The organism is Geothrix sp. 21YS21S-4 (assembly GCF_030845995.1).
GTDB lineage: Bacteria > Acidobacteriota > Holophagae > Holophagales > Holophagaceae > Geothrix.
In genome coordinates, this window is sequence record NZ_CP132719.1 from 1306173 (window position 1) to 1324679 (window position 18507).

The window sequence follows — 18507 nt, forward strand, 5'->3', positions numbered from 1 at the left end:
TGATTGTCTGGACGGATGAATGTCCGCTCCTGGATCCCCGCAGCCGCGCTGCTGCTGTTGGCTGCCGCGGCTGGCGCCGGGTGGGTGGCCACCCGCGAGCGCCCCGCTCCGGCCGCCCAGGAAGAGTCGGCGCCGAAATCCCAGGAAGCCAAATCTCCGGAGGCCAAGCCTCAGGGCGCACCCCGGGACGCCAAGCGCGGTCCCCGCCGCGAGCGGCTGGTGGACCAGTCCCCGCTGCTCACCGCCCGCAGCCTGGTGCCGCTGGCCCAGACGTCGGAGGAACAGCAGTTCGCGCGGCAGGCGGAGCGGGTGGCCAACCACGAGGTGGACCTGGCCTTCGCCGACGCCATCTGGCGCGCCGTCTCGGACCAGGCCCCCGCCACGCCCGAAGTGAAGGGGCTGGCGGATCTCAAGGCCAAGGCCCAGGCCACGGTCGATGCCGATCAGCAGCTCATCGCGGGCCTGGAAAAGCGCCTGGCCGCCGTCCCCGGATCCCAGAAGGACGTCATTGAGGATCAGCTCGACGTCGCCCGGGCGCAGCTGGAGCTGGACAAGGACGAACTGGAAGCCGCGGCCGAGGATCTGGCGCGGGCCGGCGGCGATCCCCAGGCCCGGATCCGGCGCCTCAAGGAGGCCCACGAGGCCGCCGACCGGGAATCCTCCCAGGCCATGGGCGCCGCGCTTCCCGCCTCCGCGTTCCAGGCCGGCAGTCTGGTGGCCCGCTTCGGCGAGTGGCGGATCCAGAAGGAGAAGGTGACGCGCCTGGAGCGGGCGCGGCAGGAGTGCCTCGTCAAGGCCCAGGCGCTGGAGAAGCGCCGCCAGATCATCGAGGCGCGGTCCAAGCAGGAGAAGGACGACCGGGAGGCCGCCAAGTACTGGGCGTCCAACCTCGTGAAGGAATCCGCCGCCGCGGAGGGAGGTCCCGGCCGGGATCAGGCGCAGTCCGCGGTTTCCTACCTCCGGCAGTACGGCGACGCGCAGCGGCGCCTGTCCGACATGGGCCGCCGGATCCAGGATCAGCAGGAGCTGGCGGAGATCTACGGCAACTGGCTGGGCGTGGTCGACGGCCTGCGGAAGGCGGCTCTGCACGGGCTGCTGGCCAAGCTCCTGGGGATTCTCGGACTGGCGCTCATCGCCTACCTGGGTGGCCTGTTCGTCGATCACGCCTTCCACCGGGCCGCCGCCGGCGACCGGAAGGGCGCGGGCACCCTGCGCATCGTGGTGAAGCTGGCCCTTCAGGCCGTCTGCCTCCTCGCCGCCGTCTTCCTCCTCCTCGGCGTCCCCGCCCAGACCAGCACGGTCCTCGGCTTGGCGGGCGCGGGCCTCACCGTGGCACTGAAGGATTTCATCGTCGCCTTCTTCGGCTGGTTCGTCCTGATGGGCCGCAACGGGATCCGCGTGGGCGACTGGGTGGAGATCCGCGGCGTGGGCGGCGAGGTGGTGGAGATCGGCCTGCTGCGCACTGTCGTCCTGGAGACCGGGAGCTGGAGCGACGCCGGCCATCCCACGGGCCGCCGCGTCGCCTTCGTGAACAGCTTCGCCATCGAAGGCCACTTCTTCAACTTCACCACCTCGGGCCAGTGGATGTGGGACGAGCTGCGGGTCCTGATTCCCGCGGGCCAGGATCCCTATCCCGTGATCGACGGTCTCCGGAAGCTGGTGGAGAACGAGACCGAAGCCAACGTCCGCCAGGCCGAGCAGGAGTGGCGGCGGGCCACGGCGCGCTACCGCGTCCAGGCCTTCTCCGCCGCGCCCGGCCTCGACGTGGTGCCCACCGCCGGGGGCGTGGAAGTGCGGATGCGCTACGTCACCCGCGCCTTCGAGCGCCACGAGACCCGCCTCCGCCTCAACGAGGCCGTGGTCGCGCTGCTGCACGGCCGCGGCGAGGCTGACATTTCCGCCCCGAAAGCCGAGGATCGATGATTTCGTTTTCCAGCGTCAGCAAGCAGTACGGCAAGCAGGTCCTGTTCATCGAGGCGGATTTCCAGCTGAATCCCGGCGAGAAAGTCGGCCTGGTGGGACCGAACGGAGCCGGAAAATCCACGCTCTTCCGCATGATCATGGGCGAGGAATCCCCGGACGACGGTGCCGTCACCCTGCCGAAGAAGCTCACCGTGGGCTATTTCCGGCAGGAGGTGGACGAGATGGCCGGCCGCCCGGTCCTGGACGAGGCCATCGCCGGCAGCGGCCGCTTGGGCGACCTCCACCACGAACTCCTGGAGCTGGAGAAGGCCATGTCCGATCCGGACACGCCGGATTTCGAGGCCGTCCTGGAGCGCTTCGGCCACGTCCAGGAGGAGTACCAGCACCTGGGCGGCTACGAGTTGGAAGCCCGGGCGCGGGCCTGCCTCCACGGCCTGGGCTTCGAGGACGCCCAGATCGACGGCGACGTGGGCGCCCTCTCCGGCGGCTGGAAGATGCGCGTCTCCATGGCCAAGGTCCTGCTGGGGAACTTCGACGTCCTGCTGATGGACGAGCCCACCAACCACCTGGACATCGAGTCCATCCTCTGGCTGGAAGGCTTCCTCAAGTCCGTGCCGGCCACGCTCCTGATGACCAGCCACGACCGCGATTTCATGAACCGCGTGGTGACCAAGGTCCTCGAGATCGACGGCGGCGACATCGTCACCTACTCCGGCAACTACGACTTCTACGCGAAGGAGCGGGAGCTGCGCGAGGCCAACCAGGAGGCCGCCTACGCTCGCCAGCAGGCGAAGCTGGCCAAGGAGCAGCGCTTCATCGAGCGGTTCTCCGCCCACGCCGCCAAGGCCGCCCAGGTGCAGAGCCGCGTGAAGGCCCTCGACAAGATCGAGCGGATCGAGCCGCCCCGGCGGCGGCGCGTCGTGAAGTGGGACTTCCGCGTTCCCGGCCGCTCCGGCGACGACGTGGCCATGCTCGAAGGCGTCTGTAAGGCCTACGGCGCGAAGAAGCTCTACGACCAGTTCGCCCTCCACGTCCGCCGCGGCGAGCGCTGGTGCGTGATGGGGAAGAACGGCACCGGCAAGTCCACGCTGCTCAAGATGGTGGCCGGCGCGGTCCCGCCCGACGCGGGCACCGTGCGCCTGGGCGCCAGCCTGCGCCTCGGCTACTTCTCCCAGCAGGCCCTCGATCTGCTGGACGCCGACCTCACGGTCCTGGAGCAGATGCAGAAGGACTTCCCCATGGAGGGTCTGGGCGTGCTGCGGAACCTCCTGGGCGCCTTCCAGTTCTCCGGGGACGACGTGGACAAGCGGGTCCGCGCCCTCTCCGGCGGCGAGAAGTCACGGCTGGTGATGGCCCGGATGCTGTTCGATCCGCCCAATTTCCTGGTGCTGGACGAGCCCACCAACCACCTGGACCTCGCCACCAAGGAGATGCTGATCGACGCCCTGAAGGACTTCGAGGGCACCATGCTGTTCGTGTCCCACGACCGCACCTTCCTACGCGGCCTCGCCAACCGGGTTCTCGAACTGGCCGGCGAGGAGCACGATGGGCCCATGGCCTTCCCAGGGACCTACGTGGAGTACGTGGAACGCACCGGCCGCGAGGCGCCGGGAGTCCACAACTGACACCCCTTTGCATTCAAAGAAAGGATCACCACCAAGACGCCAAGGACACCAAGAACCGCATCCATGGTGAGCGGAGCTTTTCTTGGTGCCTTGGTGTCTTGGTGGTGAAAAGAAAATCCTGGATCTTGATCGCCTATTGGCATGAACCATCAAGGAACACCGCCAAGAAGAAAAATTATTCTGAGCGGGGTTTTTGTTCAGAGGGAAAACCCCGCCGCAACATCGGCGGCGGCTGGCATTCCAGCCGGAGCATCTCGTCCGTTCTCGGATGGGGCAGCTCCAGCAGCCCCGCATGCAGCAGGTAGCCCAGGTCGCCGGGCACGGCCTGCGTATGGGGCAGGGGACCGCCGCCGGGGCCGTAGAGCGGATCGCCGACGAGGGGATGGCCCGCGAAGGCCAGGTGGATGCGGATCTGGTGGGGCCGGCCGGTGAGGATCTCCACCTCCACCAGGGAGGCATCCCCCCGGCGCTCCAGCACGCGGACGCGGCTGAGGGAAGGGCGGCCCTCCGGCGACGCCGCGTGGAGGACACCGAGCGGCGCGTAGGGCACGGGTCCGATCGGCGCGGCCACCTCGAAGGCGTCCTCTACGGGCCGGCCCTGGCACAGGGCGCGGTAGACCTTGCGCGTGCGGGGATCCTGGAACGCGGCCTGGAGCGGGCTCCGCGCTTCGGGCCGCCAGGCGAACAGCACCAGCCCCGACGTGCCCCTTCCGAGCCGGTGCATGGGGCTCGCCTCCGGCGCCCGGCGCCGCACCAGGGCGAGCAGGGTGCGCTCCTGGAAGGCGCCCCCGCCGGGCAGGGTGGGCAGGCCGCTGGGCTTGGCCACGGCCAGCAGGTCGGCGTCCTCGTACAGCACCGCCGTGGCGAAGGGCGCGTCGGGTTCGGTCCAGGGCGGACGCGCCCAGGCCACGCGCTGGCCCGCCCGCAGCACGGCGCCGGGCGAGGGGCGCTCCTCGGCGTCGAGCTGGACCTGGCCGTCCTCGATCCGCTCCCGCCAGAGCTCCGTGGACGCGGAAGGGTACCGGGCCGCCAGGTGGGCGAGGAGCGTCCGGCCCGCGCCGTCGAGGCCGATCTGCTCCCTGTGGACGACGCCCTGATTCTTCTCCGCCATCCCGCCTTCCGGAAACCCCGGCCCGGCCGGGGCTTCCATCATCCCAGCTTGAAGCGCCGCACGGTTCCGCGCAGGTTCTCGGCCACCCGGGACAGGTCGTCGGCGGTGTCCGAGACCTGGCGCACGGTGGCCGCCAGCTCCTGGGTCGCCGCGGCGTTCTGATCCAGGCGCACGGCGGTCTGGTTCATCATCCGGCCCACGTCCTGCCCGGTCCGCGCCTGGCCGCCGCTGAGGCCCTCGATCTCGCGGATGCTGCCGGACACGTGCGAGATGCGATCCCGGATGGCCTCCAGGTGCCGCAGGGTGACCTCCACGCTGTCGACGCCGCCGGAGACGGCCGCCTGCATGGCCTGGACGATGTCCTCGATCTCCTTGGCGGACTGGCCGCTGCGTTCGGCCAGGATGCGGATCTCCTCCGCCACCACCGCGAAGCCCTTGCCCATGGTTCCCGCCTTCGCCGCCTCGATGGCGGCGTTGAGGCTGAGCAGGTTGGTCTGGCGGGCGATCCCCTGGATCGCCTGGACGGCGTCGACGATGCGCGCGGTGGCCTGCCGGATGGATTCCATCCCCTCCGCCGTGCCCCGGCCCGTGACGGCGCCGCGATCGGTGTCCTGGACGGCCTCTTCGGCCTGGGTGCCGGTGCGCCGGGTGTGGTCGGCCATGGTCTCGACGTTGGCGTCCAGGCGGCGCAGGGCTTCCACGACCTCCTGGCCCGCCTGGCGGAGATCCTCGCCCACCTGGGCGGTCTCCTGCACGGTGACGTTCATCTGCTCCGCGCTGGCGGCCAGTTCCGTGCTGCCCGACGCCACCCGTTCCGAGGCCTGGTCCATGCTGCGCAGCGCCTGGTTGAGGTCGGCCACCATCCCGTTGAACGTGCCGGCGAGCTGCCCGATCTCATCCTCGGAGCCCACGGCGGCGCGGGCGGTCATGTCGCCGGCCGCGACCTGGCCGATGGCCTCCGACACCGTCCGCAGCGGGCGGAGGATGGACACGCGGACCTGGCGGATGGTGACGGCGCTGATCAGGACGAGCAGCGCCAATCCCGCCCCGGCGCCCAGCAGGCGCGTGGTCTGCTGGCTGCGGTAGAGGTCGGCGGTGGACATGGAGACCCCGAAGGAGGCCACCAGATCGCCGATCTTCCGGTCCTTGAAGATGCTCACGCCGAACGCGTCGTGGCACTGGGCGCAGGATTCCTTCAGCCGCCCGGGACTCAGGACGTAGACGCGGGGCACGCCCTGGGCGTCGCGGTAGTGGAGCGCCCGGTGCGCCAGCGAGGGATCCGACGCGAAGGACTGGAGCGCCACGCGCTCGAAGGCTGCGGCGGCGGGGTCCTCCGACAGGCGGCCCTCCTCGACCCGGTGGAAGGCCATTCCCTGGCTGCGGCAGTAGTCCTCGGCCTCGGAATGGACCATGGACCGGGAACCGACCGCCAGCGAGGTCAGGTGCTCCTCGAAGGCCTGTTCCACGTTTCGCGTCTGGTAGGCGGTCGCGGCCCAGATGGCCACGCCCAGGAGAACGGCGAGGGACGCCGCCACGGGCAGGAAGAATTTCAGGGCAAGGCCATTGCGGTTCATGGACGCGGACGCTCCTGGCTGTCGATGGGGGGAATCTTCAGACGGACGGTGATCAGCTTCTCGACCCCCCGCGGAGGGGGGATAAGTGCCGATGGTCACGCTTCCCCCGCGCCGGCGGTGCGAACCCCTGGTGCCGAGCCCCAGCCGGGAGGAAAAAGGGCTGTGCGGACTATTTTTTCGCTTTGTTCAGGCGGTCCAGGAGCTTCTGGTCCACGTAGGCGGTGATGTCGCTGAGGCGGTCCGTCGCGGCCTTCAGCAGCTCGGCGCACCGGGCCTGCATGTCCGCCACGTAGCCGGGATCCGTGATGTCCTTGAGGTTGATCACCACGTTCCACACGCCGCCGCGCACGCCCGCGTAGGCCATCTGCGCGCCCACGGCCGCGTCGGTGATGGATGCCACCTTCCCCAGGCGGGCGGCCTCGCCGGCCAGTTCCAGGGCCTCCAGGCTGGTGAGGGCGGTATCCAGGGGCACGTCGATGGCGACCTTCAGCCCCGCCTGCATGGCGTCGTGGCGGGCGGCCTTCTGCTCGGGCGTGGCGTCCGGCAGGCGGCGGGCGTCCATGAACGCGTTGAAGGCGTTGGTGTCCGCGTCTACCGCGATCATGAGGCGATCCTTCAGGCCCTGGGCCCGTTCCGCCAGGGCGATGAGCTTGGCGTCCTTCTCCGCGTCCGGTCCGCCCTGGGCCAGGTTCGCCACCATGCTCGCCAGCGCCGCGCCCAGGGAGCCCGCCAGGGCCGCGATGGAGCCGCCGCCGGGGGCCGGCGTGTCGCGGCTGACCTCGTCCGTGAAGGCGTGGACCGGCATGGACACCAGGGCCTTCGGATCATGCGCGGGCAGCCCCAGGACCTTCTTCTCGATCTCGAAGGGCGCCACGTCGCCCAGGCCCATGGAGAACGCCGCCGTCTGGAGCACATCCTGGACCGGCACGCCCGTGGATTTGCCCATGGCCTTCAGGTAGTGGCGGCCCGAGGCCAGCAGGCACTGGAAGGGCACCAGTCCCACGATCTCGCTGCCCGTCACCACCAGCCCGCGCTCGGCGGCCAGGCGGCGGGCTTCCTCCAGCACCGCGTGGGGCGGGGTCCGCTTGTAGTCCGTGAGGTTCACGCTGATCTGGGCGCGGCGGTAGGTGTCCACGTACCAGCCGATGGCCTTGCAGTGGCTGAAGGTGCCCCGCCGGCGGACCTTCTGGCCCACGGGATTCGCGGCGTCCGCGTCGTTCAGCCGCATCAGGGCGGGCAGGTCGTAGCCGTGCGCCGACGCGCAGTGGTCCACGGTCTCCTGGAAGGTGGCGCCGGTGAAGTCGCAGTTGCCGCAGGGGAAGGCGCCCTCCGCGTAGTAGATCAGCTCGCCCGCCTGGTAGTAGGGCTTCACCCGCCCGCGGCGGGCCACGCGGCCCTTCTCGCGCAGTTCGAAGGCGATGTCCGTGGCGTGGGCCTTGTCGCCGGAATTCAGCGTGACGTTGTAGGCCACCAGGAACTCCCGGGCGCCGACGATGGTAGCCCCCGCGCCGGCGTTGTAGGCCGCCGCGAAATCCGGCGCCCACAGCGGATCCCGCAGCTTCTTCTCCAGCCCCTCGTACTCGCCCCGGCGCACTTCCGCCAGGTTGCGGCGCTCGGGCCGCGCGGCGGCCTCCTCGTACAGGTAGACGGGAATGTCCAGCTCCGCGGCCACCCGCGCGCCCAGGCGTCGCGCCAGGTCGGCGCATTCCTTCATCGTGACGCCCTCCACGGGCACGAAGGGCACCACGTCCGTCGCGCCCATCCGCGGATGGGCACCCTTGTGCTGGCGCATGTCGATGACCCTGGCTGCCTCCGCCACGCAGGCGAAAGCCCCCGCCAGCACCGCTTCCGGCGCACCCACGAACGTGATCACCGTCCGGTTCGTATCCGCCCCCGGATCCACGTCCAGCACCCGCACACCAGGGACCGCCGCGATGGCATCCACCACCTGCTTGATCTTCGCGGCATCCCGCCCCTCCGAGATGTTCGGCACGCACTCCACCAGCTTGCGGGACATGGCTCCTCCGGAAACCCGAGAAGTCTAGCAGTGGCGCGGGGTTGGAGCGGCCCGGGGCGAAAGGCAGAGGAACGGTCTTGACACCCTGTCAAGGGAGGTCGGGTGACTGGCCCGGGGAAAGTCCCTCGAGATCAAAAAAAAGAAAGTGAGAAGAGCCCGTCGGATTTTCACGATCGCTCGCCTTGATTCACGCGCGATTCGCTGGAAAGGCGCACCAGTACGCATTTTGCCACGTCCCTCATGACAATAATCACCTTTGGAGTCGGCAAAGCGTTCGCTAGGATGGGCGGAAATCATTTCGGGATGTCCATGCTTCCGCCAACTCTCGTTTGCTCGCCAAGGCACACGCAGCGGAAGGAATTTCCTTACCAAAGATTAACAACAGGGTGGTCGATTCTGACCTTAGGATCGGGATCCTGACATGCGGGATGTTATGAAGCTGAAGCCTTCTTTCCTGACTTTCTTCTGGCTGTGCCTGACGGGCCTTTCGGCCTTGGCGCAGAGCTACCAGACGTCGTTTTCGGACGTGAAGTTCGACCGTGCGAAGGGACCGGCGACGTTCAGTGGAGGCGTGGAAGTGGACGCGGCCTCGGGAGCGGCGAGCCTGAACATTCCGTTTGGCCCCGGCATCGGAGAGCGGGGGCTGAAGTTCCGGCCGATGCTGTCCATGCGGCTCTCTCCCCAGTTGGGGATCAGTTCGGTGGACGAGAACGTGTTGCTGTCGCCCGGATTCGACCACTCGACGGATCTCTGGGGGGTGCAGACGGTGGACACCCTCTATCAGCGGGGGTTCGGTTCGTCGTCGATTTCGCCGGGGTCGCTCGATCTGGGGACGATGGTGAGCCATATCGACCATAAGAAGACCTCGTACAGCCTTCCGGGCGGCGGAGGAGGGCGGGCCCTGGGGCAGGTGCCGGCTGGAGTGATGGCGAACCTCCCGGCGCTGCTCGGGAAGTTCGGGTTCGGCTCGGAGGTCACGGTGGGGTACATGCCGGGCTCCACGGCCGTCGCGCTGGGGGATCGGACGCCCTATGTGGAGATGGGATCCTCGGGCCATCTGATCGTGGGATTGCGGGCGGCGGGCACCCCCAATGCGATGGGGCTGACGGATGAAGTCTCCGACGACATCCAGGAATACCCCTACACCCAGTACCGGTGGCACTTCCCCCGGCGGATGGCCGTCATCGAAGGGGATGTGGCCTACGAGTTCCACTATGTGAATCACAGTTACATGACGCAGCACATTCCGTATCTGCTCATCACGGAAAAGACGCAGTTGTACAGCGGCCATTACATGCTGACGAGGATTCGGAATCGCTTTGGGGAATCCATTGCCTTTACCTACGATTCGGATGGGATCGGATACACCGCGACGTGGAGCACCAATCCTGCCGTGCGGATCCGGGTGCAGGTCACGGATCCCGCTTCCGTTCCGTCCGGGCAGCCCAGCCTTTCCAGAAACACCCTCCTGCTGACGAGCGCCACCCGGATCTGGATCAGTTACGAGGGGCTCAGCCAGCCGGTGTCCGGCTACTTTCTGGACGTGTCCGAGCCCACCCAGGGAGGGGCGCTTTTCTCGCCTTCGAGCGGAGGGCCCGACAGCGCGGCCGCGCTGAATGGCGTCAATGGCCAGCGGGCGAACGACATGATGTCGTTCGACGCCGCGATGCAGAGCGTTCAGCCCGTAAAGGTGATTCAGCAAGCGACCCAGGAGGAGATTCGGTTCGGGTACGCCGTCGCGGAGCCCACGACGTGGGGCCTGGTGACCGTCACGCCGACGGTGTTGTCCAGCGTGACGTTCCCGACGCGGGCAGTGGGTTTGGTGTGGAAGCCCTATCCCTTCCGGATGAACTACAGTCCCGAGGCGTGGGGGGGAATGGCGAGCAGCAGCGCGCCGGGTCGGCCGGCCTATGCCTACGGGGTCGTGGGGGTCTTCGATTCCGACGGCGCGCAGACGCGAGGATATGCCCATACCCGCGTCACGCCGACGTCGAATTGGGGCTATTACCCGGCCGGCCAGATACCGCCGGACCAGTGGGTGGATCGGACGTTCTATGACGCGATCAGCAATGTGGACGGGTCGGTGAGCGTCCACCGGTTCGTGGGCCCGCCCGATCAAGCGGGAATGATGCAGGATCTGGCCTTCATCAAGACCCTCGAGCGCGAAGTTCGGTACTACCTCCCGGGAGTGGATTGGAAGGCGGATCTTTCCAACACAGACCCGGCGTCGAGTACGGCCTACAAGTGGGTGGTGAAGGACCGATTCGACGTGCGGACCGTAGGGGCACCAAGTGGGGAGATGGCCTACCAGGCGGTGCCTTATCCCACGCGGACACGGACCTGGGAGAAGGAGAGCCAGGTGCTCGTCACCGAGGAGATGGGGGGCTGGGACAGCAGCGCCTTCGGATGGGGGACCATCCACCGCACCTCGGCGGTAACGTCGAGTCCGGACCTGAGCGTCGACTACCTGAGCCTGGCCCAGCAGGGCCTGGGATATTCACCCTACCCGGCCACTCAGGGGGTGTACCGGCAGACGGTGAAGACCTTCGCGACCAGCGTGCCGGACTGGTTCATCGGGCGCGTGAAGGGGGAACAGACGGTCACGGTGGCGGACAACACCGGATTTCTGATGCCGAACACCCCTCTGCCGAGCGCCCAGCCTACGGCGGAGAAGACCTTCCATGCCTCCATCAACCGGGTGGAGTCGGTGGCCCTGAAGGGGTCGGACGGAAGCATCGTCACCACGGGGTTCAGCTATCAGGGGACGTCGGGCCTCGCGGCGGTGCAGCTCCAGAGCGCGACCCTCACCTCGCCGGGCCTGGCCCTGAGTGGCCAGATGGGGGTGAGCGCCTACGGATACGACAGCAACGGCTACCTGAACGCCATCAGCCAGAAGCCCAACGCGGGAACCACCCTGAGCGTGAGCCAGGCCCAGGATGAGCTGGGACGGCCCACGAGCCAGACGGACATGAACGGGAAGGTGCAGAGCTTCACCTGGGACGCGGCGGGACGGTTGGCCCGGATCACCCCGCCCGGCGAGACGGGGACGGACATCGCCTACAACGACAGCGATCATCGGGGCATTACCCTCACCCGGGGTTTCCAGGTGACGGAGCTGCGGTACAACGGGTTCGGAGAATTGGTCCTGGAGCGGCGGAAGGCGCCCGATGGAGCGTGGACCTACCGCCTCTACGGGTACGACCCCATGGGCCGAAAGATCGGCGAGACGGTGTGGCAGCCCGGGGATGGGGCGGGGCATGAGGCGGACTGGGCGAATGCCTGGCTGGTGCAGCCCGTAGACGTCACGGTGACGACGTCGGATCAGACCATCTGCAAGCGGTGGGGACTGGACGAGGGAAATGGGCCGGTCTGCCTGGAGTGGCAGTTCATTCCCGGAACCACGACGGTGACCCATCACAATGGCCAGTACGTCGGCGCGTCTACCCAGTACGACGGTCGCGGCCGCGTGACGGGGACGACGGACGCGAACGGGATCCCGGTGGAGACCGTCTATGGGCCTGGGACGGTGCGGACGGTGACCGTGGGCGCGGGCACGACGGATGCGCGGACGACGCGGTACGAGAACGACGCGGCCGGGCGCCTGGGCCGGGTGACCGACGCCCTGGGCCAGGGAACCCTCTACCGCTACGACGGCGGAGACCGCCTGAAAGAGGTGCGGCAGGCCGACGCGGCGGGCCGGGAGCAGGTGCGGACCTGGACCTACAACGGCCTGGGCTGGCTGACGGGGCTGCTGCAGCCCGAAAGCGGATCCACCACCTATTCGGACTTCACGGTGGCGGGAAAGCCCACCACCACGAACTATGCAGGGCGCCTCGTCCGAATGACGCCGGACTGGATGGGCCGGCCCCTCTCCGTCACGTCCGATGACGGGACGGTGAGTCAGGTTCTCAGTTACGACACGGCCTTGGGCGGCCTGGGGAAGCTGGCGAGCAGCCAGGATGGAACGGTGACCACGGCCTTCGGCTATGGCGGCCGGGGAGGGCGGCTCGACAATCTGCAGACGACGGTCCGGGGCCAGGCATTCACCCAGACGTTCACCTACGACGAGTACGGGCAGCGGACCGGAGGGAACACGGGGCATGCGCCGTGGAGCCAGACCTACCATTCGGAAACGGGCCTTCCCAAGCAGCTCACCTACAACGGGAGCCTAGTGGCAGATACCCCATGGGGCCAGTACGATCCCATCAGCTGGGCGATCCGGAGCATCCGCTACGGGAACCAGGCGGTGAGCAGTTTCGACTACGGGGCGGATCAGGCGCGACTGACCCAGATCGTGCACAGCCCGGCAAGCGGAGGTCCCCTGGCCCAGTGGGTCTACACCTACGACCAGGTGGGGAATCTGACGCGGGAGTCGGACCTGACGACGGGATCCTTCGACCAGTATCGCTACGACAGCCTGAACCGGCTGGTGGAAGCCCTGGTGCAGAGTCGGGACTTCGGGGATCAGCTCCAGACGTTCGGATATGACGCGTTCGGGAACCGGACTTCGACCCAGATCCTGGCGGTACTGGGATGGAGCGGCGCTCGCGGAGGAGAGGACTCGATACCAAGCACGACCACTTCGCCGCTGCTGGGCGCGGCGGGGCGGGACGTGGTGAACGTGAGCTTCGATCCCGCGTCCGCGGCGCTGGTTCAGAAGAACCAGATGCCGGCGGCGACGGCGGGAGGCGCACTGACCGGGGCGGTCTACGACGCCCAGGGGAACCTGATCCAGGTGTTCAAGAAGCCCGGTGACGCCGCTACGGCGCTGACGATGGCCTACGACGCGCTGGGCCGGGTGACGTCCCTGGGGCGCCCGGACGGGACCTCCGAACGCTACGCGTACACCGCGGAAGGCCTGAGGAGCCTGGTGGAGGAATGGCAGGGATCGACCCTGGTGAAGCGGAAGTACAACCTCTACAACGATGGGCGCCAGTTGGTGGGGCAGTACGAGGAGAGCTTGAGCGGGGGCGTGGTGCCCGCGGGGACGCAGGCCCTGGCGGCGAAGACGTCCGCCGCGAAGAGCCTGGCCTCGACGACCAAGTCCACAGCGGGCACGGCATCCATCGGGACGAATCCGGTGATCACGTCGCCGTCGGGTCCGATTACGGTCCGCGTAGGAGAGGCCGTGTGGTTCAGCGGCAGCTCGCCGGATGGAAATGGAGGCTCCTGGGCCTTTGGCGACGGAGGAACGGCGAGCGGATGGAGCGCCAGCCACGCCTACGGCGCCGCGGGGACGTATACGGCCATGCTGACGACGCAGGTGCCGACCAATGGGAAGTGCGTCAGCTGGGGATGGGACGATCAGGGAAATCGGGTGTGCAACCAGTACCAGACGACGTGGGTGGCGGAGTCCACCACGGTGACGATCACGGTGCTGCCGAATGCCCCGTCGATCGTGAGCTTCACGGCGAGCCCGACGACCATCGCGATCGGAGGAAGTTCGACGCTGAACTGGAATGTGTCTGGGGCGAGCAGCGTGACCTTGTCCGGAGGCGGCGTGGGAGCCAGCGGCGGGCAGGCGGTGTATCCGTCCTCGACGACGAGCTACACGCTGGTGGCGACGAATGCGGGAGGAACCACCAGCGCCACCATCACGGTGAATGTGGTGCAGGCTCCTGTCATTTCGTGGTTCACCGCGAGCCCAGGAACGATCTATCAGGGCGACGGAAGCACATTGAGCTGGGGCGTGAGCAATGCGACCGGTCTCACCCTCGACCAGGGGATCGGAAGCGTGATCGGAACGAACAGTAGGTGGGTGAGTCCGAGTGGAACGACGACCTACACGCTGACGGCGACGAACAGCCTGAACGGGGTGAGCGTCACCCGAACTGCCGGCGCCACGGTGACGGTGAATCCGAGGCCGACGGTGCCGACGATCACGGCGTTCTATGCGGATCCCGCGACCATCGGCGTTGGAAATGGAACCACGCTGAGATGGAATGTCACCAACAGTGTGGGAGATGTGACGGTGACGCTGTCGGGAAGCAGCGTGCCCGCCAGCGGCTCGATGTGGGTCGTGCCGGGAACAAGCACCACTTATACCCTGACGGCGACGAACAACCTGGACCCGAGCAAGTCGGTGACCGCAAGCGCAGCGGTGACGGTGATCCAGAAGCCGGTTATTTCGTTCAGTGCGAGCCCGACGAGCGTGAATGTGGGGAACAGCACGACGCTGAGCTGGAGCGTTACGAACAGCCCGACCTCCGTGGTGATCGACAATGGAATCGGAAATGTCGGAGCATCGGGAAGCTTGGGGGTGACGCCCCTGTCGAATACGACCTACACGATCACGGCGAGCAACCTGGGAGGCACGACCAGTGCCCAGGTGAGCATCTCCGTGACGCAGAAACCCGTGATCGTGAGCTTCACGGCCAGCCCGAGCGGCATTACCAAGGGGCGCAGCTCGACACTTGCCTGGGTCGTTCAGGGGGCGGATTCGATCACTCTGAATGGGCAGGCCATGAGCACGAGCAGCCTCGTGGTAGCTCCCGCGAGCACTCAGATCTACACTCTCGTGGTGAATAACAGTGCAGGGGCAGACAGCGCTCAGGTGACGGTCACCGTCACGGAGAGCGGAACGCTGACTTGGAAGCGGGACATCCTGTATCTGGGAACAAGAGAGGCTGCGGAGATCGATGCAGCGGGCATGCATGTCACGATGGTCGATCACTTGGGAAGTCCGCGGATTGTGACAGGGCCAACAGGGCAGGTGGAATCCCGGCAGAAGTACCTGCCGTTCGGGGAACTGTTGGATCAGAGCGGATCCAGCTACATCACTTCCAAGGGCTACACGAACCACGAGCAGACGGATACCTCGGGATTGATCTACATGCAGGCGCGGTTCTACATGCCGTGGACGGGAAGGTTCACCAGCCCCGATCCAGCTCGGGATCAGCATTTCGAGGACACGCAGAGCTGGAACATCTATAGCTATGTGCGGAACAGTCCGATCTTGAATACCGATCCCACGGGCATGGAGATGGCCATCAACGCGCCGGCCCAAGAGGGTGCGGATGCTGATCAATGGGGAGCGCAAAAGGCGGATAATGAAAACAAGGCAAAGATAGCTTCCGATGGAATCGCGCATACAAACAAAGACACCTATCAAAGCAAATCTGGCGATGTTGTTACCTCAATCCTGAATGGTGATTTCAAAGGGGCAGTGAGAAATTTACTTCAAGCTTGGGGCTTGGCAGTCAAGGACCCGGAATGGGTAGCGGGAGCCGCTTTGGCAACAGCCGCTCCATTCATGGGAGCAGAAGCGGCCGCCGCCAAGGGTGTTGGGGGTGCGGAAGCAGCAGAGGTTACGGCAGCCGCCAAAGGTGCCCCAAAACCATCACCTCAATTTGAAACTCCTACGAATCCAGCGCAACCTCCTCCTACCAGCCTTCCTGAAGGTCATTCGGTCCGAGTCATGCCGGGGACAAAACAATATCCGAATGGCTATTGGGTCCAGACGAATGCAAATGGGCAACCGGTAAACCCAGCTACCGGGAAACCACCAGCGAATGTGACGAGACCACAAGCGAGAGCCCAGGTCCATGTTCCACTCCCCCCGAAGATTGATTAGGAGTTAAGTGGTGTACAAACTCTCTCCCGACATTGATCTCTCATTCCTTCTCGGAATCGACCTATTGCAGGTGTGTGTTGGCAAGAATGAAGTGATTCTGAACTTTACTGACGATGTCAGGATCACGCTCTTGTCGGAATTCTTAATTAAGGAGGCCGATCAGGAACTCGTCACCTTCCATGAGACCAGTGATGGTGCGCAAGCCCTGGTCAGAATGCTGAATGATGAGATTGAGCACGCTAAGGCTACCAAGGAGGGAGGGCTTCTGATTGCCTTCCGTTCTGGAACAACCCTAGGGATTCCAGACACGAGCGAAGTATACGAGTCATTCTGGATCTCAAAAGGAGAACGGCAAATCATTGTTTAACGCGGCATGTGAGGTTGCGATTCTGGGAATTATTAACTGATTCAGTCTCCTAGTAATACACCAGGGAAAGTGTTAATCAATCAAGAGGCCTCACTGCCCTCGTAAAAAATAGGTATTTTAACCAAATAACCACGGGCTATTGAATCTGTTGTGTAATTTTAAAAATTTTACCAAGTGGAACAACGATGGATGAATTGGAGACAGAATTTGAACCTTCAAGAATGGTAATAATAGAGACAATAGAGACGCAACCAGAAAAAGCTCCAATCATAGTAAAATGAGATCCCATAGATCACAATTTTGTTCTTATAGTCTCTCGGTTTTGGGAGATTTCGATGTGAATCTGGGCAAAGCTTTTCGGTATATGGGGAAATGCATTCCCTTTCCCTCGATCAGGGGATCGGAAGCGTGATCGGAACGAACAGTAGGTGGGTGAGTCCGAGTGGAACGACGACCTACACGCTGACGGCGACGAACAGCCTGAACGGGGTGAGCGTCACCCGAACTGCCGGCGCCACGGTGACGGTGAATCCGAGGCCGACGGTGCCGACGATCACGGCGTTCTATGCGGATCCCGCGATCATCGGCGTTGGAAATGGAACCACGCTGAGATGGAATGTCACCAACAGTGTGGGAGATGTGACGGTGACGCTGTCGGGAAGCAGCGTGCCCGCCAGCGGCTCGATGTGGGTCGTGCCCGGAACAAGCACCACTTATACGCTGACGGCAACGAACAATCTGGACCCGAGCAAGTCGGTGACCGCAAGCGCAGCGGTGACGGTGATCCAGAAGCCGGTTATTTCGTTCAGTGCGAGTCCGACGAGCGTGAATGTGGGGAACAGTACGACGCTGAGCTGGAGCATCACCAATAATCCGACCTCGGTAACGATCGACAATGGGATCGGAGGGGTGGGGGCATCCGGATCGTTGGCCGTGACGCCGCTGTCGAATACGACCTACACGATCACGGCGAGCAACCTGGGAGGCACGACCAGTGCCCAGGTGAGCATCTCCGTGACGCAGAAACCCGTGATCGTGAGCTTCACGGCCAGCCCGAGCGGCATTACCAAGGGGCGCAGCTCGACACTTGCCTGGGTCGTTCAGGGGGCGGATTCGATCACTCTGAATGGGCAGGCCATGAGCACGAGCAGCCTCGTGGTAGCTCCCGCGAGCACTCAGATCTACACTCTCGTGGTGAATAACAGTGCAGGGGCAGACAGCGCTCAGGTGACGGTCACCGTCACGGAGAGCGGAACGCTGACCTGGAAGCGGGACATCCTGTATCTGGGAACGAGGGAGGCCGCGGAGATCGATGCGACCGGCATGCACGTGACAATGGTCGATCATCTTGGGAGCCCGAGGATCGTGACCGGACCGACGGGGCAGGTGGAATCCCGGCAGAAATACTTGCCCTTCGGAGAACTGCTCGACCAGAGCGGATCGACCTACATCAGCTCGAAGGGCTATACGAATCACGAGCAGACGGATACCTCGGGATTGATCTACATGCAGGCGCGGTTCTACATGCCGTGGATGGGGAGGTTCGCCAGTCCCGATCCGGCAAGGGACCAGCATTTCGAGGACACGCAGAGCTGGAATATCTATAGCTACCTGCGGAACAAGCCGATCATGAGCACCGATCCCACGGGCATGGAAGAGGCCATCAATGCGCACGCCCGAAAGGGTGCGGATAATGATGAAAGAGGGTTACAGGACGACGATACTCATAAGAAAAGAAAGAAAGCTGAGGTTGATAAGGGGCGGCCAAAAAGTACCAATGATGGTGCGCCTAAACCAGCCCCCGGAATAATTCCGCCAGGAGGGAAAGCACCCTCATTAACCCCAGTTACTCCTTCGGAAGACAAATCAGCAAAGCCGCAAGCACCAGTAAAGCCAAAAACCCCAGAAAAAGAGTCTGGAGGAATTCATGCTGGCGTATTCGGTTTTGGAGGAGTTGAAGCTGACGGGGCTGTGGCGGGATTTTTTCATGGAGCGATACATGAAATCGACACAGCTGAAGGGCATAGCACAGGCCTATTGACAGAGGCGTGGGGCGGCGGTGAAGTGGCGGTTCTAGGTGGTGGCAAGATCACTACTGTTGAAAATGTAAAAAGTGGAGGAGTCTTGAGTGGAGGGTTTGTTTTTGGAGGTGCTAGCCTAAGTGCCGGGCCGCTCGCAGGTACTCAGCTTGGGATAGTGAGTGGGCCTGGTTGGATAGGAGTTTATTGGGAGGGGCATGCCGGACCTGGCGCTGTGGGGGGTGGAGGGTACATTAGATGGTAATCGGGACGGTAATGGAGTCACCTTCAAGGAGTGG

At 65.1% G+C, this 18507-nt stretch carries 8 protein-coding genes; 5 read left to right on the plus strand and 3 right to left on the minus strand.

The features are described 5' to 3' along the window. Positions 1-15: 15 nt before the first annotated feature. Entirely contained in the window at positions 16-1923 is a 1908-nt protein-coding gene (locus tag RAH39_RS05945; protein WP_306591890.1) for a mechanosensitive ion channel family protein, read from the plus strand. After that, on the plus strand, positions 1920-3548 hold the full coding sequence (locus RAH39_RS05950) for an ABC-F family ATP-binding cassette domain-containing protein (protein ID WP_306591891.1): 1629 nt from the start codon (positions 1920-1922) through the stop codon (positions 3546-3548). Before RAH39_RS05945 ends, RAH39_RS05950 begins: the two co-directional genes overlap by 4 nt. 175 nt (positions 3549-3723) lie before the next feature. Here the strand turns inward: RAH39_RS05950 and RAH39_RS05955 are convergent, their stop codons facing one another. From RAH39_RS05955 to ftcD, 3 genes are all read right to left on the minus strand, one after another. Next, positions 3724-4659 carry an RluA family pseudouridine synthase gene (locus RAH39_RS05955; protein ID WP_306591892.1) on the minus strand — a complete coding sequence of 312 codons (936 nt, stop codon included), beginning with the start codon at positions 4657-4659 and terminating at the stop codon, positions 3724-3726. 38 nt (positions 4660-4697) lie between these two features. Next, positions 4698-6233 carry a methyl-accepting chemotaxis protein gene (locus RAH39_RS05960; RefSeq protein WP_306591893.1) on the minus strand — a complete coding sequence of 512 codons (1536 nt, stop codon included), beginning with the start codon at positions 6231-6233 and terminating at the stop codon, positions 4698-4700. A gap of 169 nt (positions 6234-6402) precedes the next feature. Beyond that, entirely contained in the window at positions 6403-8250 is a 1848-nt protein-coding gene (gene ftcD, locus RAH39_RS05965; protein WP_306591894.1) for a glutamate formimidoyltransferase, read from the minus strand. A 433-nt stretch (positions 8251-8683) separates the two neighbouring features. Here ftcD and RAH39_RS05970 point away from each other — a divergent pair, with 433 nt between their 5' ends. From RAH39_RS05970 to RAH39_RS05980, 3 genes are all read left to right on the plus strand, one after another. Continuing rightward, positions 8684-15823, plus strand: coding sequence for an RHS repeat-associated core domain-containing protein (locus tag RAH39_RS05970; protein ID WP_306591895.1), 7140 nt, complete (start codon positions 8684-8686; stop codon positions 15821-15823). Positions 15824-15830: 7 nt separating this feature from the next. Further along, complete coding sequence (locus tag RAH39_RS05975; protein WP_306591896.1) at positions 15831-16190, plus strand: DUF6188 family protein; 360 nt, start codon at positions 15831-15833, stop codon at positions 16188-16190. Between the two features lie 372 nt (positions 16191-16562). Next, complete coding sequence (locus RAH39_RS05980; protein WP_306591897.1) at positions 16563-18473, plus strand: RHS repeat-associated core domain-containing protein; 1911 nt, start codon at positions 16563-16565, stop codon at positions 18471-18473. Positions 18474-18507 lie beyond the last annotated feature (34 nt).